Here is a 21,732-nt window from a genome sequence, read left to right on the forward strand (position 1 = left end):
ATAGTTCGGCGATCTCCCTCTTCCCGGGCTCGGATCGTTTGTTTCGCCCTCTCCGCTCTGCTAAATCACGGCGTAAAAAGCATTTTGGCAGGTAGCGCTCTCTTGGGTCGCCCGCCCACCTTCCTGGAGCAGTCCAATGATCCCCCGCTATACCCGCCCGGAAATGGCCTCGATCTGGGAACCGCAGACCCGGTTCAAGATCTGGTTCGAGATCGAGGCGCACGCGGCTGACGCCCTCGCCGAGCTCGGGACGATCCCCAAGGAAGCCGCCAAAACGGTCTGGGCCAAGGCCAAGGACGTCACCTTCGACGTCGCCCGCATCGACGCGATCGAGCGCGAGACCAAGCACGACGTCATCGCCTTCCTCACCCACCTTGCCGAGATCGTCGGCCCCGAGGCGCGCTTCGTGCATCAGGGCATGACCTCCTCCGACGTGCTCGACACTTGCCTCAACGTCCAGCTCACCCGCGCAGCCGACCTGCTGCTCGCCGACCTCGACAAGGTGCTGGCGGCGCTGAAGAAGCGCGCCTTCGAGCACAAGATGACGCCCACCATCGGCCGCAGCCACGGTATCCATGCCGAGCCCGTGACCTTCGGTCTCAAGCTCGCTTATGCCTATGCCGAATTCACGCGCGCCAAGGAGCGCCTGATCGCGGCGAGGAAAGAGGTCGCGACCTGCGCCATCTCCGGCGCCGTCGGCACCTTCGCGCAGATTGATCCGCGCGTGGAAGAACACGTCGCCAAGGCCATGGGCCTTGTCCCCGAGCCGATCTCGACGCAGGTGATCCCGCGCGATCGCCACGCGATGTATTTCTCGGTCCTCGGTGTGATCGCCTCCTCGGTCGAGCGCTTCGCGGTGGAGATCCGCCACATGCAGCGCACCGAGGTGCTGGAGGCCGAAGAGTTCTTCTCCGAAGGGCAGAAGGGTTCGTCCGCGATGCCGCACAAGCGCAACCCCGTGCTCTCGGAGAACCTCACCGGCCTCTCGCGCATGGTGCGCGCTTATGTGACACCGGCGCTGGAGAACGTCGTGCTCTGGCACGAGCGCGACATTTCGCATTCCTCCGCCGAGCGCATGATGGCCCCCGACGCGACCGTGACGCTCGACTTCGCGCTGGTGCGCCTCGCCGGCCTGATCGACAAGCTGCTGGTGTATCCCGCCAACATGCAGAAGAACCTCGACCGCCTCGGCGGCCTCGTGCACTCCCAGCGCGTGCTGCTGGCGCTGACGCAGAAGGGCGCCAGCCGCGAGGACGCCTACAAGCTCGTGCAGCGCAATGCCATGCCGGTCTGGCGCGGCGAAGGCGACTTCCTCCAGCTCCTGAAGAAGGACGCTGAGGTGAAGAAATATCTCACCGACTCCGAGATCGAGGAGCAGTTCGATCTCGGCTATCACCTCAAGCACGTCGACACGATCTTCAAACGCGTGTTCGGGGAAAGCTGAGTGTCGCGTCCGTAGTCCGTAGCCTGGGTGAGCGCAGCGATACCCGGGGAGCCGCCAACAAAGATCCCGGATGTCGCTTCGCTCATCCGGCTACAACAATAACAACAACAGAGACGGAGCCCCCATGCCGATCGTCAACCGCGTTGCCGCCCTGTCCGACGAAATGGCCGCCTGGCGCCATGACTTCCATGAGAACCCGGAACTGCAATACGACGTCCATCGCACCGCCGGCATCGTCGCCGATCGTTTGCGCGAGTTCGGCTGCGACGAGGTGGTGACTGGCATCGGCCGCACCGGCGTCGTCGGCGTGATCCGCGGCCGCAAGTCGGCCTCCGGCAAGACCATTGGCCTGCGCGCCGACATGGACGCGCTGCCGATCATGGAGACGTCAGGCGTCGCCTACGCCTCCAAGGTACCCGGCAAAATGCACGCCTGCGGCCATGACGGCCACACCGCCATGCTGCTCGGCGCCGCCAAATATCTGGCCGAGACGCGCAACTTTGACGGCACCGCGATCGTGATCTTCCAGCCCGCCGAGGAAGGTGGCGGCGGCGGCAAGGCGATGGTCGAGGACGGGCTGATGACGCGCTGGAACATCCAGGAGGTCTACGGCATGCACAACATGCCGGGCCTGCCCGAGGGCCATTTCGCGACCACGCCGGGTGCGATGCTCGCCTCCTCCGACAACATCCAGATCACGGTCCACGGCAAGGGCGGCCACGCCGGCGCGGGTCCGCACAAATCGATCGACAGCGTGCTGATCGGCGCACAGATCGTCAACGCGCTGCAATCGATCGTCGCGCGCAACGTCGATCCGCTGAAGTCAGCCGTCATCTCGATCACGCAATTCCACTCCGGCACGGCCTTCAATATCATTCCGGAGATCGCCGAGCTCGGCGGTACTGTGCGCACGCTCGATCCTGAGGTGCGCGATCTCGTCGAACGCCGCATCGGCGAGGTCGCCGACAGCGTCGCCCGTGCCTATGGCGGCTCGGCGGAGACGAAATACACGCGCATGTATCCGGTGACGATGAACCATGCGCGCGAGGCCGGCCTTGCCGCTGACGTCGCCCGCGACATCGTCGGCGCCGAGCGCGTCAACGACAAGTTCATTCCCATGATGGGCGCCGAAGACTTCTCGTTCATGCTGGAAGCGCGCCCCGGCGCGATGATCCTGGTCGGCATGGGCGACGGCAACGAGTGCCACCACCCCAGCTACATCTTCAACGACAACATTCTCGGCCACGGCGCGTCCTATTGGGCACGCCTGGTGGAGACGCGGATGCCGGCGGGGTAACTCGGCGAAGAGTATCCCCCTATCGAGGCCCGTGGCGTCTGCACCAAACCACAATAGATAATCCTGCGCGGTTTGGGGCGGGCTTGCCAGCCATGCCACCGCGAGGCTACCGCTTCAGATCAGTTGCAAACCTCTCTCTGCTGCCCAACACCGCCGCTCCCCTGCGATTGCCCCGTACCAATTACTTGCCGAGCTTGGGCGCGCTCTTGTAGGCGGAATTGCCGATCACGAGCGCAACGCGCTTCTCGGCCTGCGCGGCGGTACAGCCGAGCCAGCTTGCAAGAACAAGAGAAGCAAGAGCTCTGAGCCCGATGGCGGAAGCCCGGCAATTGTGCTTCGTCATCAATTGCATATTTCGGCGGGTAGCTTGACCGTAGGAGTGGCTGGATGATTGGCCGTGCCGAGCCGGCATCCCTTGGCGATCGGCCTGCATCCGGCGTTGTTGCAGATCATTTGCCCGGAGGCCTGCGGCGTCGACGGCGCAGCCTCCGTTTGCTTCCGGTCCGTATCCCGCCTCCTCGAATCCTCGCGCGTTGCGACCGGCTTCTTCTCCTGAATCTTCTCGCACTCGTTGTCGTCACCGACGCGGTAGCCAGCGCGGCAGGCGATCTTCGCGCATTGATCGCCATCGGCCTTGAAGCCGAAATTGCATATAAGCGGGCAGACGCGTCCCGGCTTCGCCTTCAGCGCATCGAGCGCGTCGACGCTCGCAAGCTTCACGTCCAGCTGGGTGCCGGCATATTTGTTGAACAGTGTCAGCGAGCGCTGCGATGCGGCGCTCCAGTCGCCGTCGGCAGCGGCGGACAGGCAGCCGACGCGACGCAATTCGCTCTGCACGGATTTCGTGATGTCGCCGGGCGGCGGATCACTTGGCGGCGGCGACAGCGCGGCGATTTTCCTACCCTCGGCATCGGCCGCCTTCTTGTCCGCCGCCTGCTTCGCTGCCGCCTCGGTCGCCGCCTTCTCGAGCGCCCGCTTCTCCGCGAGCGACTTGGCCGCGGCAGCTTCCGCCGCCTTGCGATCTCGTTCGGCCACCTCCGCCTTGGCCTGCTCGATCTGCTTGGCCTTCTCGGCCGCAATCCTCGCCTCTTCCGCGGCTTTCGCAGCGGCGGCCGCTTTCTCCAGCTCGGCCTTCTGGGCTCGTTCGGTCGCGAGCCTCGCCTTCTCCTGTTCGGCCAGGCGCGCCTTCTCCGTCGCCAGCGTGCGATCCTCCTCGGCGGCAATCTTCTTCAACTGCACGCGGGCGAGGTTGGCGTAAAAGCCCTCCGGATAGGTCTGGAGGAATGCTTCCCAGGCTTCACGCAGGCCGGCCTGAAGGGCAAGCTCGTAGTCTTTGCGCACACTGTCCTGTGGATTTGCCTGCGGACCGGCTGCGGCGGCCGGCCTTGCCGGCACCAGCGGCACATCGCTGCCGCCCAGGGAGCCATAGACATACGGCTCCTGCTTGTTGCCGGTCTTTTTCAAGACGTCGTCACGGACAAACCCGAACGCCTTGCGCAAGTCGAGCCCGGGCTTTGGCAGATGATCGGTCAGCGCCACCGCGAACGGGCTGTTCCGGGAGTCGCCATCGGACGCCGTCGACCCCGCCTTGGCCGCAAATGCGATCATCGTGTTCGGACTGGTCGGCTCGACCTTGGCAAGCCCGCCACCAATCGCGCGCGAGGCCAGGGTGCGCTTCATCGTCTTGGCGAAAGGGTTGTCGCGACAGGCATCGAGGATGACGAGACGGAGTTGTTTGGCTGGTTCGACCGCGTACAGCGCGCGGTCGAGTGCGATCGTCTCGTCGAGGACATCGCCATCGGTTTCCAGCATGGCATCGGTCGGAACGAGGTAGTTGCTGCCGTCCAGCTCGATGCCATGGCCCGCATAGTAGATCACCGCCATGTCGGCATCGCGCGTCCTGGCCGCGAACTCGCGTAGCGATCGCCGCATTTCGCTGGCATTGAGGTCCAGCTTGATCTCGACCGTATCGAAACCCGCATTCCTGAACATGCCGCCGACCAGTCCGGCGTCGTTCACCGGGTTCGCGAGCCGCGGCGCGTTCTTGTAGGCGGAATTGCCGATGACGAGCGCAACGCGCTTGTCGGCCTGGGCCGATCCGCACCCCAGCCAAAGACTGAATATCAGTATCAAAACGTTTCTAACAATCATGAAAACGCTCAAGCCTATACGGCCATTCAGGTGATACCCTAATTGCACACTTCTTTCGTCCGGCCAGACATCACTGAGCTCGCATCAGAGGTGCTGGCGCGTTCTATTCTGCATCCCTTGCCGACAGGGCGGCAGCCAGCGGAATTGCAGAATATCTGGCCAGATGCTTGCGGCTTCGATGGCGTGGACTCTGTGTCCTTGCGATCCGTATCCCGCCTCCGCGAATCCTCGCGCGTCGCGACCGGCTTCTTCTCCGATATCTTCTCGCACTCGTTGTCGTCACCGACGTGATAGCCGGCGCGGCAGGTGATCTTCACGCATTGATCGCCGTCGGCCTTGAAGCCGAAATTGCAAATGAGCGGGCAGACTCGTCCGGGTTTTGCTTTCAGCGCATCGAGCGCGTCGATGCTTGCAAGCTTCGCGTCGAGCTGGGTGCCGGCATATTTGTTGAAGAGCGTGAGCGAGCGCTGTGATGCGGCGCTCCAGTCGCCGTCCGCAGTCGTGGACAGGCAGCCCACACGGCGCAATTCGCTCTGTAGGGATTTTGTCAGATCAACCACCGACAATGTGGATGCCGGCGTCGGCGAAAGGACTGCAACTTTTTGCTCGACCTCAGGCATCTGCCGATCGGCCGTCGGCTTTGCCACCTGCTCCGCCTTCTCGGCGGCCTGCTTGGCGGCAAGCTCGGCCTTGGCCTTCTCCGCCGCCTGCTTCTCGGCCTGTGCTTTCGCCGCAGCAGCCTCAGCCAGCTTGCGCTGGTGCTCCGCCGCGTCCGCCCTAGCCTGCTCGATCTGCTTCTGCTTCTCCGCCGCGATCCGGGCCTCTTCGGCAGCTTTGGCCGCCGCGGCCGCCTTGTCCTGCTCGGTCTTCTGGGCGCGTTCGGCAATAAGCCTTGCCTTCTGCTGCTCGGCCGCATTCGCCTTTTGCTCGGCCGGGACGCCCGCGTCTCTTCAGCGGCGATCTTGTTCATCTGGCCCTTGGCCAGATTGGCATAAAAACCTTCGGGATATTGCGCCAGGAAGGCTTCCCAACCGTCGCGCGTGGCAAGCTGCAGCGCCAGCTCGTAATCCCTGCGAATAGAATCCTGCGGGTTGGCCTGCGCCCCAGACGCGGCCGGTTTGACCGCAACCAATGGCACGTCGTCGCCACCGAGCGAGCCGTACACGTACGGCTCCTGCTTGTAGCCCGTGCTCTTGAGCACGTCGTCGCGCACGAAGCCGAAAGCCTTGCGCAGGTCGAGGCCCGGCTTCGGCAGGTGCTCGACCAAGGCGACGGCGAACGGGCTGTTCTTGGAGTCGCCGTCAGACGCGGTCGATCCCGCTTTCGCGGCGAAGGCGATCATGGTGTTGGGGCTGGTCGGCTCGACCTTGGCGAGCCCGCGTCCGATCGCGCGGGAGGCCAGCGTCCGTTTCATGGTCTTGGAAAACGGATTGTCGCGGCACGCGTCCAGGATGATCAGGCGCAGCTGCTTGGCCGGCTCGACCGCGAACAGCGCGCGCTCGACCGGGATGGTCTCGTCGAGCACGTCGCCATCCGTCTCCAGCGTCGCATCGGTCGGAATGAGATAGTTGGTGCCTTCCAGCTCGATGCCGTGGCCGGCGTAATAGATCACCGCCACATCCGCATCGCGGGTCCTGCCGGCGAACTCACGCAACATGCGCCGCATCTCGCTCGCACTGAGATCCAGCCTGACGTCGACGGAATCAAAGCCCGCCTTCTTGAACATGCCGCCGACCAGAGTGGCATCGTTCACGGGATTGCCGAGCTTGGGAGCGCTCTTGTAAGCGGAATTGCCGATCACGAGCGCAACCCGCCGGTCCGCATGGGCCGGTCCGCAGGCAAGGCCAATGGCCAAAATCAACAAAGCAAATAACCGAAACGGAATCACTTGCGTCCCCCAGGATGCAATTCCATGAGAATATCCGGGAGCGTGGCCGATTGCCAATTCTTCCTATGTGATAATTGTCACACAAGACCCTCTATCGGGGTATGGATAATGCGGCGAAGCGTCGCTCTGCTTTCGCAGCTGACGCCAAAGCCGGCTGTTGGGTCCGTTACATCTGCACCACCTCGTGGCGCATCACGAACGGTGCAAGCAGTGCGTGCACCTCGCTCGCAACCGCCTCGCGCTGATCAGCCGGCAGGCCCGCCAGCGTAACCGTGGCGATCGAGCCGTGGCTGCCGTGAGCGCCGACCCTGACCTTGCAGTCGATGCCGCGCTCGGCGAGCGGTGTCAGCACCTTCGTGAACACGCGCCGGGCTGCGTCCCAGCGCAGTTGCGGCTTGAATACCTTGCCGACGCCGGTGACAGGCATCGGGTCGATCGGAATGACCTGCACCGGAACGGCGGCGCGCTCCGGCGTGCGCTCGCGCACCCATGTCTCCAACTCGCCCGGTTCGACAGTCGCACCCGGCTTCAGCTGCACGTAACCCACCGGCAATTCGCCGGCATAGGCGTCGGGCTGACCGACCACCGCGGCAAAGCCGACGGCGGGATGCCGGAACATGATCTCCTCGATCGGCGCCGGATCGATGTTGTGGCCGCCGCGGATCACGAGATCCTTGGCGCGGCCGGTGATCCAGAGATAGCCGTCGGCATCGAGCCGGCCGAGATCGCCGGAATTGACCCAGACCTCGTCGACGAAGGCGCCCTTGTTGTGCTCGTCGTTGAGATAGCCGCCGAACACGCCGGGCCCGGCCATGATGACGACACCGATCTCGTCCGGCGCGCAGTCGCGGATCAGCCGGCCGTCGGCATCGAGTTGCACGATGCGGACCCGCGCGTAAGGCATGGGCAGGCCGACCGAGCCGAGCCGGATCGGCCGCGACGGATAGGCCAGCGTGTGCACGCTCGAGGTCTCGGTCATGCCGTAGACCTCGACGACCGGCAGCTTGAGCTTGTCCTGGATCGCAGACCCCACCGCGACCGGGATCGCCGAGCCGCCGCCGGCGGCATATCTCAGGCTGGAGATGTCGGCATTGCCGGGCGGCACCGCGAGCGTCGCGGCGAGCACCGTCGGCACGCTCGACAGCGCCTCCGGCTTGAAGCGCTCGACCAGTTGCCAGATGTTCTTCACCGCACTCGGATTGCGCCATCCGCTCGGCGACAGCACGACCAGCGATCCGCCGGCGGACAGCGTCAGCAGCACCTGGGTCAGCGAACCCCCGACATGAAACAGCGGCATGCCGAACAGCATGTTGGCGCCGGGCTTGGACTTCAGCAGCAGATTGAGCGCCCAGGCCTGATAGACCTGGTTGGCATGGGTGTGCCGCACCAGCTTTGGCGTTCCGGTGGTGCCTCCAGTGTGGAAATAGGCCGCGATGTCGCTGCCGAGAATCTTGCGTCCGCTGATAAGCCGGTCCGACGGCTGCTGCTTGATCAGATCGCTGAAGGCAAAGATTCCCTTTGCCGGATCGCCGCCGCCGAACACCTGCACGACCGCCTTGAGATGCTTGAGTCGTGGGCGGATCTGTTCGACCTTCTGCCAGATGTCAGTGCCGGGCATCGGCCCCAGCGCCACCAGAATTTTCGTGTTCGCTGCCTCCAGGATCTCCGCGATCTGGTGCGGCTCCAAGAGCGGATTGACGGGATTGGCGATGCCCGCGGCTTCCGCGCCGAACAGCGTCACGAAGGCATCGGGCACCAGCGGCAGCATGAAGCTGATAACGTCGCCCTTCTCGACGCCGAGCGCGTGAAACATGTTGGCGGCCTGCGTGACGCGCGCGATGAAATCGCGGTATGTCACAACGACAGGCGTGTCGGCGGGATCGGCATTTTGCAGGAACTGGATCGCCGGCCCGTCGGGGTTACGCGCCGCACCCAGCCTGATCGCGTCGTAGGTGCTCTCGGCCGCGACGCGATCGGCGTAAGGGACCTGCTCGAAGGCTCGAACCTCTACGTCTGTTGCCAGGTCCGGATAGCCGCTGCCGATGAACCGATCGAGCGCGTGGATGCCCGCCATGGAATTCCGTCCTCCCTCAGATGCATTCCCCGCGCCCTGTCTTTTGACTTTTTGGGTCGAGGAGGCCTCGACCGATGACCGGTCGAGCACGGACAGAATGATGGATGATTTGGCGTTCGTCCATGACCTAACGTCCCCTACGATCGGGCTCGGGCCTTTGAACCTGCGGGCCATATCCGGGGACCAAGAATTGGCATCGGACCATCATGCCAGCGCCCTGCCGCAAGACTTGAGGTGATCATGACTACGCCCCTGCGGGATTGCGCCACTCGGCCCTTCATCGCGTTCGCCATGACACTTGCGATCATGGCATCGGCGATCGCCCTGCCCCGCGCGGCACTCGCCGAGGACGGCCAGTTCGACAAGATGCGCGCCAAGATCGCGGCCTTCGTCGCCGACAAGATGGAGAAGCTCGGCGGGTCGCGCATCATCTACAAGGTGGACACCGATGGCCTGCGCGAGAGCGTCGTCACGGATTTGCGCGACGACGTCTACAAGAACCTGCGCGAGGGCCGGATCGCCTTCTCCGGTCTTGCGATCCGCGACGGCGGCGTCGAGTTGAAGATCGCCGACGCCAAGGGCCGCGAGCAGCTCGCGCGCAAGCTCGCGTCAGCCGCAGAGGGATTGCCGTCGTATGCACTCGCCGTGACCGACGGCGGCGACGGAATGGTCAGGCTCGCGCCGACCGATGCCGCGTCCTCCGCGCGGCTGCACGAGTTCGTCGAAGATGCCATCGCCATGATCGAGCAGCGTCTGAAGGAGGCCGGCGTCCAGCTCGCCAGCGTCCAGCCCGACGGGACCGATCGCATCCGCATCTTCCTGCCCGGTGTGATGGAGCCCGAGCGCGTCACCGCGGTCTTCGCCCGAAAGGTCAAGGTCGGCTTCCGCCTGATCGACCTCTCGATGCCGCCGGAGCAGGCGCAATCCGGCGCGCCGCCGGCAGGCACGGAAGTCCTGCCCGGCTTCAAGGACAAGAGCCTTTATCTGGTCACCAAGGACAGCGTGCTCGACGGCGACGACATCAGCTATGCAGGCCCGGGTTTTGCAAGCGGCATGAAGGACCCGATCGCCTCGTTCCGCTTCAACGGCCGCGGCACGCGGCGCTTTGCCCACGTCACCGAAGAGAACATCGGGAAGCCCTTCGCCATCGTGCTCGACGGCAAGGTGATCTCCGCCCCCGTGATCCGCGAGCCCATCACCGGCGGTTCGGGCCAGATCTCCGGCAATTTCACCCTGGAGGAAGCGAACAGCGTCGCCATGATGCTGCGCGCCGGTTCGCTGCCGGGGCACCTGGGCCTGGTCGAGCAGCAGATCGTGCAGCCCGCCGCCAAGCCCTAAGGCGGAGATCGCCCACGCCCCCGCCCCGTCGGGCGCCGAGGTCCACCACGCCGAGGCTCGTACCCCGTGGGCCCGAATCACGGGGGCGCCACGGCCAAACAGGCAATTGCCGAAACCACCGATCCCGCTAAAATTTGCCTCTTGCGGCATGACGGCCGGAGGCTTCATTCAAGTGGTCGTCATTCGATTTCGGCTATACGGGTCGAGAATACCGACCAGGACTGAAGGCCTTACGTGGGGATAGTACCATGCCGTCCGGCAGCGCAGACATTTCGTCGATCCTCGACCGCATTCTCGATGCGGCGACGGATAACCTGAAGATCGCGAAGATCCTGGTCCAGATGGGCCTCGATCCGAACAACGTCACCTACGACGCGATTTTCAATCGGATGCTGGAGATCTTCGTCCACAACATCACGCTGGCCAATATGTTCGCGGCGATCGGCGCCGGTTTCTTCGTCGCCACCCTCCTGATGCGGACGATGGTGCCGCTGCGCGTCGCCAACATGGTCGGTTGCGCGTTCTTCGCCGTTTTCGGCGCGCTCTCAGCCAACGTCTCGACCTTCCTGCTCTATCTGCTGCTGCTTCCGATCAACGCCGTGCGGCTGCGGCAGATGCTCAAGCTCGTCAAGAAAAGGCGCGCCATGCGGCCGAAGGCGACATGTCGATCGAATGGCTCAAGCCGTTCATGACCGAACGCAAATACCGCCGTGGCGACACGCTCTTCAAACTAGGCGATCCAGCCAAGGACATGCTCCTGACCGTCACCGGCAAGTTCCTGGTCAAGGAGATCAATATCGAGATCATGCCGGGCGCGCTGATGGGAGAGCTCGGCTTCCTGACGCCGGGCAACCGGCGCACCGGAACGATCGAATGCATCGAAGACGGGCAGGTGCTGACGATTACCTACGACCGATTGCTCGAGATCTACTTCCAGGATCCGCAGTTCGGCTACTACTTCCTGGTGCTGACCAGCCAGCGCCTGCTGCAAAACATCGATCGGTTGCAGAAGCAGCTGGCCACGGAGCGGGCCGCCACCACGAACAGGATCGCGTGATCGATTGCGCGTCGCCGTTCAGTTCAAGAGCAACGCCATGCCCGGATCGCCCTTCTCCATCGCACGCCGATAGCCCGCCCCCGCGCGCTGATGCGGCCGAGATATTTGACCACGTTCGGACAGCGCGACAGGTCATAGGGCTGGAAGTAGCGCATCGTGGTGAGCGAGAAAGCTGTCATGATATCGGCGGTCGTGAAAGCGCTGCCCGCAAGGTATTCGGCCTCGCGAAGCCTTGCATCGAGAAGATCGTAGGCTCGATCGAGACGCCCCTTCATCGCGAGCAGGGTCGGATTGTCCTTGGCGAGATCGAGCCGGCTCAGGATCATCATCCGCCCCATGCCGGGTTGCAGGGTGCCATTGGCGAAATGAAGCCAATACAGAAACTGAGCGAAGGCGGGGTCAGTGGGACCGAGCACGAGTCGGCCGTTGCCATGTTTTGCAACGATGTAGTCGACGACCGCCCCGGATTCCGCGAGCACCAGCTCGCCGTCGGTGATCACCGGCGCCGTGCCAGCCGGATGCAGCGCCTTGTACTCGGCAGGAGCCAGCATGGTGACGGGATCGCGCGTATAGCGCTTCAGCTCGTAGGGAATCCCCAGCTCCTCGCACAACCAGACGATACGCTCAGACTGCGACTTGCCGAGATGATGGACGGTGAGCATGAGGCCTCCTGAAGAGATGAAGCAGAACGTGGGATGTGCCACGAACGCACAGGTGTGGTTGCGATTACGCCTCGTCCGTCACCATCCGCGCCACGACGCGGTCGCGGCGGATGAAGTGGTGCCAGAGGGCCGCGATCATGTGAACCGCGATCAAGGCGAGCAGCACATAGGCGAAGAGGATGTGGCGGTCCTCATAGACGCCCGCCGCCGCGCGGTCGGGCGTGGTGAATTGCGGCACGTGAAACAGGCCGAAGAAGTCCGAATAGTCAGGCGCGTGCGCACCGGAATGGGCCCAGCCGAGCATGGTGACGACGACAACGGCGAGGTAGAGCGCGCCGTGGCTGACATGGGCCGCGATCTTCTGCCAGCGCGAGGTCTCGGCCGGCAGGGGCGGCGTCGGGTTGACGAGGCGCCACACCAGGCGCAGCACGGTGAGCAGCAGGATCACATAGCCGATATCGGCGTGGATCGAGCGGTAGAAGAAGCGGTCGGGACGCGCCGGGATGTGGTTCATCCACCAGCCGAAGCCGATCATGCCGATGATGGTCAGCGCCAAAATCCAGTGCAGCCACCGGGAAACGCTGCCCCAGCCGTGACTGGTGTTTCTGATCATGTCGGCTCTCCGGAGTTTTGCGGGCCTGCCCCTGTCCGCACCGCAGTACGGCAGCTGATAGCGGGAACACGCGGCAATCGTGAAATTGAATCGTTCCAAATTGGTCCCAAACGCCCCTGCCGCAAAACCGCCCCAAAAACCGAATGGTAACCATGGCGGGCTAAGGTAACGACGTGATCAATTCCCCGACGATCCTGGTGTTCGATTCCGGCCTTGGTGGGCTCACGGTGCTGCGTGAGGTCGTGGCCGCATGCCCGGACGCGCATTACGTCTACGTCGCCGACGACGCCTTCTTCCCCTACGGCCACCACAGCGAGGACCAGATCATCGCCCGCGTGGTGCCGCTGATGGGGGAATTGATCGGCACGCACGATCCTGACCTCGTCGTCATCGCCTGCAACACGGCGTCCACCCTGGTCCTATCTCACTTACGCGCCGCTTATTCCCTGCCCTTCGTCGGCACCGTGCCGGCGATCAAGCCGGCCTGCGCGCAGTCGAAGACCCGGCGCGTCTCCGTGCTCGGTACCAAGGGCACGGTGAAGCGCGAATACACCAAGGCGCTGATCCGCGATTTCGCGCTGGGTTGCGAGGTGACGCTGGTCGGCTCCCCCGAACTGGCCTCGCTGGCTGAAGCTGAACTCAGCGGCACCCCGATCAGTGACGGCGACATCCTCGCCGAGCTTACCCCCTGCTTCGTCGGCGATGCCGCGGATGCGGGCGCACGCACCGACATAGTCGTGCTCGCCTGCACGCATTATCCGCTGCTGCTCGACCGGATGAAAAAGCTCGCGCCCTGGCCGGTCGACTGGATCGATCCGGCACCCGCGATCGCCCGCCGCGTCTCGGATCTACTCGGCCCGCAGATCGGCGGCATCGCGCAATCCGGTGCCGAGATGATCTTCACCTCGAATCGCGTACATGGCCTCAGCGCCACGCTGACGCCATTCTTCGGCGGCCGCGCATTGGCCTGACTTTCCGCGGACACGGCACGCTGCTAGGCTTCGCCGCCGTCATCTCTCCGCAGGTCATCTCATGTCGATCCCCGCAATACCGCTCAATCGCCTCCGCCAATTGTGGCGCGAGGGTCGTCCCGCGTTCGGCGCGATCGCGACGATCCCGAGCGTGCAGACCGTGCAGATCATGGCCCGCTCGCTCGACTGGATCATCGTCGATCTCGAGCATGGTCCGATTGGACTGACCGAGGCGCATGCCATGATCGCGGCAACGACCGGCACGCCATGCACACCATTGGTGCGGATCGCGGCCAACGAGCCGTGGCTGGCGAAAGCACCGATGGACATCGGCGCCTTCGGCATCAATTTCCCGATGATCACCAATCGCGCCGATGCCGAGAAAGCGGTCCGCAGCGTGCGCTATCCGCCGCGCGGCGATCGTCTCTGGGGTCCGTTCCACGCGCCGTTCCGCTGGGGCCAGTCGATGCCGGACTACATGGCCTCAGCCGATGACGAGATGATCTGCATGATCACCATCGAGCATGTCGACGCCGTCAACCGCATCGACGAGATCATGGCGACGCCAGGCATCGATGTTGCGGTGATCGGCCCCGGCGATCTCGCCACGTCCATCAACAAGCGCGGGCAGATGGACGATCCCGAGCTGCTGGAGTTGGTCGCCCGCGCGGAAGCCGGCATCCTCAGAAGCGGCGTGCCGATCGGTGGCGTGGCGCGTACCGCAGACCAGGCCAACCAGCTGATCGACCGCGGCTACCGCGCGATCGCGCTCGGCTTCGACTGGTCGCTATTCCAGCGCGGCATCATGGCGGCGTTCGAGGGGATCAAACGCTGAGCGGCGGGCTTGCCGGGAACGGCGGCGCTGTTAGGGTCGGCCGTTCCAGGGAGGAAACAATGCTCAAAAAGACTTTGCTCGCTCTTGCCTTCACCGGTCTTGCCTTCACCGGCCTTGCCGCTGCCGCCTTCGCCCAGCAGCCCGGCATCAAACGCACCCCACTCCAGAAGGTCGAATTTCCGGACGGCTACAACACCATCACCGCCATCGCGGAAGTGCCGGCGGGCGGCGCGGCCGGACGCCATACCCATCCGGGAATCGAGACCGGCTACGTGCTCGAAGGCGAGCTGAATCTTCTCATTGACGGTCAGCCGGAGAAAACCCTGAAAGCCGGTGATTCCTACCAGATCCCCGCAGGTGTCGTGCACGACGCCAAAGCCCACGGCGACAAGGGCATGAAAGTGCTTGGAGTTTACGTCGTCGACAAGACCAAGCCGCTGGCTTCGCCGGCACCCTGATGCGGCGAACCGACCGGCCCCAGGCGGGTTGGTTCGTGCTAGAGCAGGCGGCGAGCGGGAATCCGCTCGCTCCACATTGTCTAATCTGCGGGAACCGAAAGAGCGATGCGCGGGAAAGCAAAGACCATTTCGCTGCCGCGCCGCCTGATTATCGATCTCATGCGCGCCTCGATCGGCGTGCCATTCGTGTCGCTTTCCCGTTCGCTCAACATCCGCCCTCTGCTGGACGCCCGCGCGGGCGCGATGGCGCCGGCCGGCTGGGCCGCGATGTTCGTCAAGGCCTTCGCTCTGGTGGCCAGGGACGAGCCGCTCCTGCGCACGGTTTACGCCAAATGGCCCTGGCCGATGCTCTATGAGCTGCCGAAGAGCGTAGCCTCGGTCGCCATCGCCCGGGTCGAGGACGGCGAGGAATGCGTGCTGTTGCAGCGGATCGCAGGCCCAGAGGCCATAGCCTTGGCCGAAATCGACGCCGAGATCCGGCGCGCCAAGACAGCCCCGATCGACGAAATTCCCATGTTCCGCAAGATCATGCGGGCGACCCGTCTGCCGCTGCCGCTGCGGCGCCTGTCCTGGGCGATCGGGCTGAATTTCGGCCGGCAGCGCGGCAACTGGTTCGGCAGCTTCGCCGTGAGCTCGGTGGCCGCGTATGGCGGGGGCGAGCTTCACCCCATCACGCCCGGCCCTTTCATCGTCAGCTATGGGGTGGTCGGGGCTGACCAGAGCATCCATGTCGTGATCCGCTGGGATCACCGGGTGACCGACGCTGCCCCCATCGCCAGGGTCCTGACCCGGCTGGAACAGGTCCTGAACACTGAAATCGCTGCCGAATTGCGGGCAGCCGGCCCCGAGCCGATCCGAGCGGTCAGGACGTGATTCCAGGGCCATTCGCATTGACAGCGAGCCCCGAACTCCCCTAAAAGCCGCTTGCTCGCGGGCCGATTTCGGCCCGCGAAGCGTTTCGCGACCCGTGGTCCTTTCCCCCACGCTTTGGGGATCGGACCTGTCAGTGCCGGGCTAGCCCGTCACACAGGAGGGCGCGTTTCCTCAAATCATGAACCTACAGAGGACGCGATGACTAAGCGCAGTGAAGCCAAGTACAAGCTCGACCGCCGTATGGGCCAGAACATCTGGGGCCGCCCGAAGAGCCCCGTCAATCGCCGCGAGTACGGTCCCGGCCAGCACGGCCAGCGCCGCAAGGGCAAGCTCTCCGACTTCGGCGTGCAGCTGCGCGCCAAGCAGAAGCTGAAGGGCTACTACGCCAACATCTCCGAGCGCCAGTTCCACAGCATCTATGTCGAGGCCAGCCGCCTCAAGGGTGACACCGGCGAGAACCTGATCGGCCTGCTCGAGCGTCGTCTCGACGCGGTCGTGTACCGCGCCAAGTTCGTCTCGACGATCTTCGCCGCGCGCCAGTTCATCAACCACGGCCACGTCAAGGTGAACGGCCGCAAGGTCAACATCTCAAGCTATCAGGTCAAGATCAGCGACGTGATCGAGGTCAAGGAAGCCTCCAAGCAGCTCGCCCACGTCCTCGAAGCCAGCCAGCTCTCTGAGCGTGACACCCCGGACTATCTCGAGGTGGACCACAACAAGATGACCGCGAAATACGTGCGCATCCCGCACCTCTCCGACGTGCCGTTCCCGGTGCAGATGGAGCCGCATCTGGTCGTCGAATTCTATTCGCGCTGATAGTTCGGCAGATCAATTCCTCAAAGGCCCCGGTTTCCGGGGCCTTTTTGTTTGAGCCGGCCATTTCCATGTCCCAGGCCATATGTGCTAGGATTGCGCATTGCAGAGTTAAGCATGACGCGTCTTCTGGAAGAGGCCTTTAGCAAAGTGTCCGGCCTGCCTGATTCAGAGCAGGACGAATTGGCGCGGACCCTGCTTGAACTTGCTGGAGTCGATCAGCCTCCGATCCAGCTGACGCCGGCGGAAGAGGCCGATCTCGCCGGGGCCGAAGCCGAAATCGCTCGCGGTGAGCTTGCCAGCGTCGACGAAATCCACGCGATGTGGGCTAAGCACGGGCTGTGAAGGTCCGCTATACGAAGCGGGCGCTCGTCCAAATCGACGAGGTTCTGACCTACATCGAAGCGCGCTCGCCCCAAGGAGCAGACCACATGCGTGACCGCGTTATAGCGCTCTTCAGGATCACCCTTATGCAGGGCGACCGACCACCCGTGCATACGTCCGTCGCTTGCCGGTCAACCCTTATCCGTATCTGATCGATTATCGTGTGACTGCGACAGAAGTCGTGATCATGCGTTTCGTCACGCCGCCCGGCGTCCACCCAGAACTCGCTGACCGCGAGTGAGTGCAATTCCCTCAGGGAGCAAGTTGATGCTCTATACCCCTCCCCCCATCGATCCCAAGGCACCGCCGGTGCGCATCAATCTGCTCTCGGACACGCAGACCAAGCCAACGGCTGCGATGCGCGAGGCGATGGCGCGCGCCGAAGTCGGCGACGAGCAGGTCGGCGACGATCCGACCGTGAATGCGCTGTGCGAGCGCGTCGCCGAGCTGCTCGGCAAGGAAGCCGCGGTCTACATGCCATCAGGCACGATGTGCAACGTCACCGCGACGCTGGTGCATTGTCGTCCCGGTGACGAGATCCTCGCCCATGAGAGCGCGCACATCATCGCGCGCGAAGGCGGCGCACATGCCGCCATCGGCGGCTTCCAGGTCACGCAATTGAAGGGACCCGACGGCCAGTTCACGCCGGAGACATTCCGCAAGGCACTGCACCCGCGCACGCGCTACCAGCCACCGCAGACCGTGGTCAGCGTCGAGCAGACCGCCAATATCGGCGGCGGCACGATCTGGAAGAAGGCCGCGCTCGACGAAATCGTCGCGATCGCCAAACAACACGGCCTCGTCACCCACATGGATGGCGCGCGTCTGCTCAATGCCACCGTGGCGAGCGGCATCTCCCCGCGCGACATGACGGCGGGGTGGGATTCGGCCTGGATCGACTTCTCGAAGGGCCTGGGCGCGCCGATCGGCGGCGTACTCGCAGGCTCCCGCGCCTTCATCGACGCGGTGTGGCAGTGGAAGCAGCGCCTCGGTGGCTCAATGCGGCAGGCCGGAATCTGCGCGGCCGCGTGCATCTACGCACTCGACCATCACGTCGATCGTCTCGCCGACGACCACGCCAACGCGCGCGCACTCGCCCGCGGACTGTCGCAGATCCCTGGCGTCGACGTGCAGGAGCCCGAGACCAATCTCGTGTTCTTCAAGCCCGATGGCGCCGGCATTGCCGGCGACAAGATGGTTGCGGCGCTCCGCCAGCGCGGCGTGACGCTTGCGATGATGGACGGCCGCATCCGTGCCTGCACCCATCTCGACGTCAATGCGACCCAGATCGAGGAAATGATCGGCTACGTGCGCGAGATCGTGCGCGGGGCGTAAGCCCCGCGAACCGCCGCGATCACCGCCCCATCGCCTGATAGATCAGCGTCTTCAGCGCCAGTTGAATCCGGCCGCGCTGCGACGGGGTCTGCACCATGAATATCCCGAACAGATCGTCTTCGGGATCGATGAAGAAGAAGGTGCCGCCGACGCCGTCCCAGCGATATTCGCCAAGTGGCCAGGATGTACCGGGCGGCACTGACGTGCGCACCGCGAAGCCGAGGCCAAACCCAGAAGACCCGCCCGGATAATAGTTCTGGTCGCGCGCGGTCTTGGTCTCGGGCCCGATATGATCCGACGCCATCAGCGCGATGGTCTCGGGCTTGAGATAGCGCCGGCCGTCATAGGTGCCGCCATTCAGCAGCATCTGTGCGAAACGGGCATAGTCGCCGACGGTGCCGACCATGCCGCCGCCGCCCGATTCCCATTTCGCGGGCTGCCTGATGTCGCGGACCTGCGTCGTCGGATTGATGTTGCGATCCTCCGGCATCGGCTCGGCAATGCGCGGGAATTTGGCGGGATCGGCGACGAAGAAAGCCGTCTCGGTCATGCCGAGCGGATCGAGCAGCCGTTCCTTCTCGAACTGAAGCAGCGTCTTTCCCGCGATGACCTCGACGACGCGGCCGAGCACGTCGGGTGGAATAGCCGTAGTCCCACACCGTGCCGGGCTGCTCGACCAGCGGCAGCGTGGCGATCTTGGCGACGAAGTCGGCATTGTTGAGATTGCTGTTGAAGAGATTGGCCTCGGCATAGAGTTCGCGCACCATGCCGCCGCCATGATAGCCGTAGGGCAGCCCGGAGGTGTGGCGCAGCAGGTCCTTGATTGTGACCGGACGAATGACCGGCTCCAGCACCAGCGCGACCTTGCCATCTTCGGCCTTCTTCTCGACGCCGACCTTCATGCCGGCAAAGGCCGGAATGTATTTCGAGACAGGATCGTCGAGCTTGAGCTTGCCCTCCTCGACCAGCATCATCGCCATGACTGACGTGACCGGCTTCGACATCGAATAGAGGCGGAAGATCGTGTCCGCGCTCATCGACATCTCGGTCGCGACGTCGCGGACGCCGAAATTCTCGTAATAGACCGGCTTGCCGTGCTGCTGGAGGAGCAGGATGGCGCCGGGGATCTTGCCGGGTCGCGATCTCGTTCCGGATGTAGTCGGAGACTTTTGCCAGGCCTTCGGGCGAGAGATTGTGCGCGGCGCGCTCGGAGCCTGCCTTCAAACCAACGACGCCTAACACAAGGACGAGCGCCGCGATCAGCGCGCGGCGCCCGCGCATGTCAGTTCTCCATTGCTTCATAGACCAGCTGCTTCAATGTCCGCTGCACGCGCTGGCGCTCGGTCGGGGTCTGCTCCAGCAGCACGAAGAACATGTCCTGCTTGGGATCAATCACGAAATAGCAGCCGGAGGCGCCGTCCCATTTCAGTTCGCCGAGATCGCCGGGCGGCGGCGGTTTTGCGTTGCCGGGGTCGGTGCGCACCGCGAGTCCGAGGCCGAAGCCAAAACCGTCGCCGGGGAAGTAGAAATAATCGCGATCGACGCCCGATTTGGGGCCGATCTGATCGGTCACCATCAGCTTGAACGTCTCCGGTTTGAGGATGGTCTTGCCATCGAGGGTGCCGCCGTTGAGCAGCATCTGCGCGAAGCGCGCATAGTCCGCCATGGTGGAGACCATGCCGCCGCTGGCGGACTGCCATTTCTTGGCGACGGTCGGATCGTTGATCCGGCCGACCCGGAAATCACTGTCATTCGGCACCGGCTGCGCCAGCAGCTTCTGCTTCTCGGGATCGGTGACGAAGAAGCCGGTGTCGACCATGCCGAGCGGCACCAGCAGCTTCTCCCGCTCGATCTCGAGCAACGGCTTTCCACTCGCGACCTCCATGACGCGCGCCAGGATGTCGGTGGAATGGCCGTACTGCCAGAGCGCGCCGGGCTGGTTGTGCAGCGGCAGCTTTGCAATGCGCTCGGCGAACTCAGCGAGGTCAAAATCGCCGGCATAGATGTTGGCGTCGCGATAGGCCTTGCGGACCAGGGTGTCGCCGTAGAAGCCATAGGTGACGCCCGAGGTGTGCGTCATCAAATCGTGCACCGTCATCGGCTGGTTAGGTGGCACGAGTTCGAGCGACTTGGTGCCGTCCTCGGCCTTCTTCTCGACGCCGACCTTCACATTGGCGAAAGAAGGAATGTATTTCGAGACCGGATCGTCGGGCTTGATCATGCCGTCCTCGACCAATTGCATCGCGACAACAGAGGTGATCGCCTTGGTCATCGAGAACAGGCGGAAGATCGTCTTGTCGGTTATCGGCGCCTTGCTCGCCACGTCCTGCACGCCGAAGGCTTCGCGGAAGACCGGTTTGCCGCGCTGCTGGATCAGCACGGTTGCGCCGGCGATCTTGCCGGTCGCGACCTCGTTCTTGAAGAACTCACTGATCTTGGCGAGCTTGTCCCGGTTAAAATGCGCGCCGGCCGGAATCTCGTAGGTGCCCTCCGCTCGCGCGAACGACATCGCGCCCAGCGACACCAGCGCGCCGCAGAGCAACGCACGCAGTCCAGACTGTAAGATCATATCCCCTCCCCGGAACATCGCGGGCGGAGTGTACTGACCGCGGCATCAGGCACAAGGGCTGCTGTGTCGCGCAACCGCCTCGGCGTGGAGCTTGCCGCTCGGCTCAGCGAAGCAGCAGAACACCACGCGAGCGACGGATGGTGCGGCCGCGAGCCCTTCGATCGTGGTGCGCACGGCAATATCGGCCGCCCGGTAGGCAGGAAAGCGGAAAATGCCGGTCGAAATCGCGGGAAATGCCACCGAGGTCAGCTTGTGCTCCCCGCACAGCTCCATCGAGCGGCGATAGCAGGAGGCGAGCAGATCATCCTCGCCGAGCGTACCGCCGTTCCAGACCGGCCCGACGGTGTGGATCACATGGGCGGCCTTGAGGCGATAGCCCTTGGTGATCTTGGCATCGCCGGTCTTGCAGCCGTGAAGCATGCGGCATTCGGCGACCAGATCGGGCCCGGCCGCCCGATGGATGGCGCCGTCCACGCCGCCCCCGCCCAGGAGCGACGTGTTGGCCGCGTTGACGATTGCGTCAACGCTCAGTGTGGTGATGTCAGCAACGATAACCTCGAGTTCGGCGCCACCAATCCGGCGCGTCAGCTCGGTCACGTATCAGGCTGCGACAGCGACGCCCTTTTCGGAGAACAGCTGCTGCAATTCACCTGCCTGGAACATTTCGCGGATGATGTCGCAGCCGCCGACGAACTCGCCCTTTACATAGAGCTGCGGAATGGTCGGCCAGTTCGAGTAGTCCTTGATGCCGTTGCGCAGTTCGGCGGATTCGAGAACGTTGAGGCCCTTATAGCCGACGCCGACGTGGTCGAGGATCTGCACGACCTGGCCGGAGAACCCGCACTGCGGAAATTGCGGCGTACCCTTCATGAACAGAACCACGTCGTTCGACTTCACTTCGTTGGCGATGAATTCCTCGATGCTCATATCCGTGTCCTTATGGGGCTGAGCCCACTCCAATCGCTTCGGG

Annotated in this window: 17 protein-coding genes and 4 pseudogenes; 11 read left to right on the plus strand and 10 right to left on the minus strand. The window is 64.0% G+C overall.

From position 1 onward, the window contains the following. The first annotated feature begins 136 nt into the window (after nt 1–136). Together purB and ACVWYI_RS27200 are read left to right on the plus strand one after the other, a co-directional pair. On the plus strand, nt 137–1,444 hold the full coding sequence (purB, locus tag ACVWYI_RS27195; RefSeq protein WP_456663659.1) for an adenylosuccinate lyase: 1,308 nt from the start codon (nt 137–139) through the stop codon (nt 1,442–1,444). A gap of 124 nt (nt 1,445–1,568) precedes the next feature. Next, nucleotides 1,569–2,741 carry a M20 aminoacylase family protein gene (locus tag ACVWYI_RS27200; protein ID WP_354103940.1) on the plus strand — a complete coding sequence of 391 codons (1,173 nt, stop codon included), beginning with the start codon at nt 1,569–1,571 and terminating at the stop codon, nt 2,739–2,741. Between the two features lie 181 nt (nt 2,742–2,922). On the opposite strand, the gene ACVWYI_RS27205 is transcribed toward ACVWYI_RS27200, so the two are convergent. From ACVWYI_RS27205 to ACVWYI_RS27220, 4 genes and pseudogenes are all read right to left on the minus strand, one after another. Then, nucleotides 2,923–3,084 (minus strand): hypothetical protein, encoded by a 162-nt coding sequence (locus ACVWYI_RS27205; protein ID WP_456664637.1) that lies wholly within the window; start codon nt 3,082–3,084, stop codon nt 2,923–2,925. Continuing rightward, nucleotides 3,084–4,892 (minus strand): caspase family protein, encoded by a 1,809-nt coding sequence (locus ACVWYI_RS27210; protein ID WP_456663660.1) that lies wholly within the window; start codon nt 4,890–4,892, stop codon nt 3,084–3,086. The genes ACVWYI_RS27205 and ACVWYI_RS27210 overlap by 1 nt, the downstream gene beginning before the upstream one ends. A 38-nt stretch (nt 4,893–4,930) precedes the next feature. Next, nucleotides 4,931–6,780 (minus strand): annotated as a pseudogene (locus ACVWYI_RS27215) (caspase family protein). 166 nt (nt 6,781–6,946) lie between these two features. Further along, nucleotides 6,947–8,854, minus strand: a complete 1,908-nt coding sequence (locus ACVWYI_RS27220; protein WP_456663661.1) for an acyl-CoA synthetase — start codon at nt 8,852–8,854, stop codon at nt 6,947–6,949. Between the two features lie 240 nt (nt 8,855–9,094). Here ACVWYI_RS27220 and ACVWYI_RS27225 point away from each other — a divergent pair, with 240 nt between their 5' ends. After that, complete coding sequence (locus ACVWYI_RS27225; protein ID WP_456663662.1) at nt 9,095–10,192, plus strand: SecDF P1 head subdomain-containing protein; 1,098 nt, start codon at nt 9,095–9,097, stop codon at nt 10,190–10,192. Nucleotides 10,193–10,440: 248 nt separating this feature from the next. Beyond that, nucleotides 10,441–11,249 (plus strand): annotated as a pseudogene (locus tag ACVWYI_RS27230) (Crp/Fnr family transcriptional regulator). An 18-nt stretch (nt 11,250–11,267) separates the two neighbouring features. Here the strand turns inward: ACVWYI_RS27230 and ACVWYI_RS27235 are convergent. Continuing rightward, a pseudogene (locus tag ACVWYI_RS27235) lies at nt 11,268–11,911 on the minus strand (glutathione S-transferase family protein). 64 nt (nt 11,912–11,975) lie between these two features. Continuing rightward, on the minus strand, nt 11,976–12,524 hold the full coding sequence (locus tag ACVWYI_RS27240) for a cytochrome b (protein WP_456663663.1): 549 nt from the start codon (nt 12,522–12,524) through the stop codon (nt 11,976–11,978). A gap of 173 nt (nt 12,525–12,697) precedes the next feature. Here ACVWYI_RS27240 and murI point away from each other — a divergent pair, with 173 nt between their 5' ends. The 7 genes from murI (at nt 12,698) to ACVWYI_RS27275 (ending at nt 18,193) form a co-directional block, all read left to right on the plus strand. After that, nucleotides 12,698–13,495 carry a glutamate racemase gene (gene murI, locus ACVWYI_RS27245; RefSeq protein ID WP_456663664.1) on the plus strand — a complete coding sequence of 266 codons (798 nt, stop codon included), beginning with the start codon at nt 12,698–12,700 and terminating at the stop codon, nt 13,493–13,495. A gap of 61 nt (nt 13,496–13,556) precedes the next feature. Further along, nucleotides 13,557–14,330 (plus strand): HpcH/HpaI aldolase family protein, encoded by a 774-nt coding sequence (locus ACVWYI_RS27250; protein ID WP_456663665.1) that lies wholly within the window; start codon nt 13,557–13,559, stop codon nt 14,328–14,330. A gap of 59 nt (nt 14,331–14,389) precedes the next feature. Further along, nucleotides 14,390–14,788, plus strand: a complete 399-nt coding sequence (locus ACVWYI_RS27255; protein WP_456663666.1) for a cupin domain-containing protein — start codon at nt 14,390–14,392, stop codon at nt 14,786–14,788. A 105-nt stretch (nt 14,789–14,893) separates the two neighbouring features. Then, on the plus strand, nt 14,894–15,661 hold the full coding sequence (locus tag ACVWYI_RS27260; protein ID WP_456663667.1) for an acyltransferase: 768 nt from the start codon (nt 14,894–14,896) through the stop codon (nt 15,659–15,661). A 198-nt stretch (nt 15,662–15,859) separates the two neighbouring features. Beyond that, nucleotides 15,860–16,477, plus strand: a complete 618-nt coding sequence (gene rpsD, locus ACVWYI_RS27265) for a 30S ribosomal protein S4 (RefSeq protein ID WP_247339107.1) — start codon at nt 15,860–15,862, stop codon at nt 16,475–16,477. A 114-nt stretch (nt 16,478–16,591) separates the two neighbouring features. Next, on the plus strand, nt 16,592–16,819 hold the full coding sequence (locus ACVWYI_RS27270; protein ID WP_456649339.1) for a hypothetical protein: 228 nt from the start codon (nt 16,592–16,594) through the stop codon (nt 16,817–16,819). Between the two features lie 306 nt (nt 16,820–17,125). Beyond that, nucleotides 17,126–18,193, plus strand: coding sequence for a threonine aldolase family protein (locus ACVWYI_RS27275; RefSeq protein WP_247444471.1), 1,068 nt, complete (start codon nt 17,126–17,128; stop codon nt 18,191–18,193). Nucleotides 18,194–18,212: 19 nt separating this feature from the next. Here ACVWYI_RS27275 and ACVWYI_RS27280 read toward each other — a convergent pair. The 4 genes and pseudogenes from ACVWYI_RS27280 to grxD form a co-directional block, all read right to left on the minus strand. After that, nucleotides 18,213–19,474, minus strand: a pseudogene (locus ACVWYI_RS27280) (serine hydrolase domain-containing protein). A 1-nt stretch (nt 19,475) separates the two neighbouring features. Next, a complete protein-coding gene (locus ACVWYI_RS27285) occupies nt 19,476–20,762 on the minus strand; it encodes a serine hydrolase domain-containing protein (protein WP_456663668.1) in 1,287 nt (428 codons plus the stop codon). 45 nt (nt 20,763–20,807) lie between these two features. Continuing rightward, on the minus strand, nt 20,808–21,359 hold the full coding sequence (locus tag ACVWYI_RS27290) for an O-acetyl-ADP-ribose deacetylase (protein ID WP_456663669.1): 552 nt from the start codon (nt 21,357–21,359) through the stop codon (nt 20,808–20,810). 3 nt (nt 21,360–21,362) lie between these two features. Beyond that, the gene (grxD, locus tag ACVWYI_RS27295) at nt 21,363–21,689 is read right to left on the minus strand and encodes a Grx4 family monothiol glutaredoxin (protein ID WP_247339126.1); all 327 of its coding nucleotides are present in this window, start codon (nt 21,687–21,689) and stop codon (nt 21,363–21,365) included. Nucleotides 21,690–21,732: the final 43 nt, after the last annotated feature.

It is taken from the genome of Bradyrhizobium sp. LB13.1, assembly GCF_054056815.1.

Bases quoted from the DNA above. Each gene is read 5' to 3' on its own strand.
- rpsD (WP_247339107.1), top strand. From the start codon at position 15,860: ATGACTAAGCGCAGTGAAGCCAAGTACAAGCTCGACCGCCGTATGGGC.
- ACVWYI_RS27210 (WP_456663660.1), bottom strand. From the start codon at position 4,892: ATGATTGTTAGAAACGTTTTGATACTGATATTCAGTCTTTGGCTGGGG.
- ACVWYI_RS27200 (WP_354103940.1), top strand. From the start codon at position 1,569: ATGCCGATCGTCAACCGCGTTGCCGCCCTGTCCGACGAAATGGCCGCC.
- ACVWYI_RS27255 (WP_456663666.1), top strand. From the start codon at position 14,390: ATGCTCAAAAAGACTTTGCTCGCTCTTGCCTTCACCGGTCTTGCCTTC.
- ACVWYI_RS27250 (WP_456663665.1), top strand. From the start codon at position 13,557: ATGTCGATCCCCGCAATACCGCTCAATCGCCTCCGCCAATTGTGGCGC.
- ACVWYI_RS27205 (WP_456664637.1), bottom strand. From the start codon at position 3,084: ATGACGAAGCACAATTGCCGGGCTTCCGCCATCGGGCTCAGAGCTCTT.
- ACVWYI_RS27270 (WP_456649339.1), top strand. From the start codon at position 16,592: ATGACGCGTCTTCTGGAAGAGGCCTTTAGCAAAGTGTCCGGCCTGCCT.
- ACVWYI_RS27240 (WP_456663663.1), bottom strand. From the start codon at position 12,524: ATGATCAGAAACACCAGTCACGGCTGGGGCAGCGTTTCCCGGTGGCTG.
- ACVWYI_RS27275 (WP_247444471.1), top strand. From the start codon at position 17,126: ATGCTCTATACCCCTCCCCCCATCGATCCCAAGGCACCGCCGGTGCGC.
- ACVWYI_RS27285 (WP_456663668.1), bottom strand. From the start codon at position 20,762: ATGATCTTACAGTCTGGACTGCGTGCGTTGCTCTGCGGCGCGCTGGTG.
- ACVWYI_RS27260 (WP_456663667.1), top strand. From the start codon at position 14,894: ATGCGCGGGAAAGCAAAGACCATTTCGCTGCCGCGCCGCCTGATTATC.
- ACVWYI_RS27225 (WP_456663662.1), top strand. From the start codon at position 9,095: ATGACTACGCCCCTGCGGGATTGCGCCACTCGGCCCTTCATCGCGTTC.
- ACVWYI_RS27220 (WP_456663661.1), bottom strand. From the start codon at position 8,854: ATGGCGGGCATCCACGCGCTCGATCGGTTCATCGGCAGCGGCTATCCG.
- purB (WP_456663659.1), top strand. From the start codon at position 137: ATGATCCCCCGCTATACCCGCCCGGAAATGGCCTCGATCTGGGAACCG.
- grxD (WP_247339126.1), bottom strand. From the start codon at position 21,689: ATGAGCATCGAGGAATTCATCGCCAACGAAGTGAAGTCGAACGACGTG.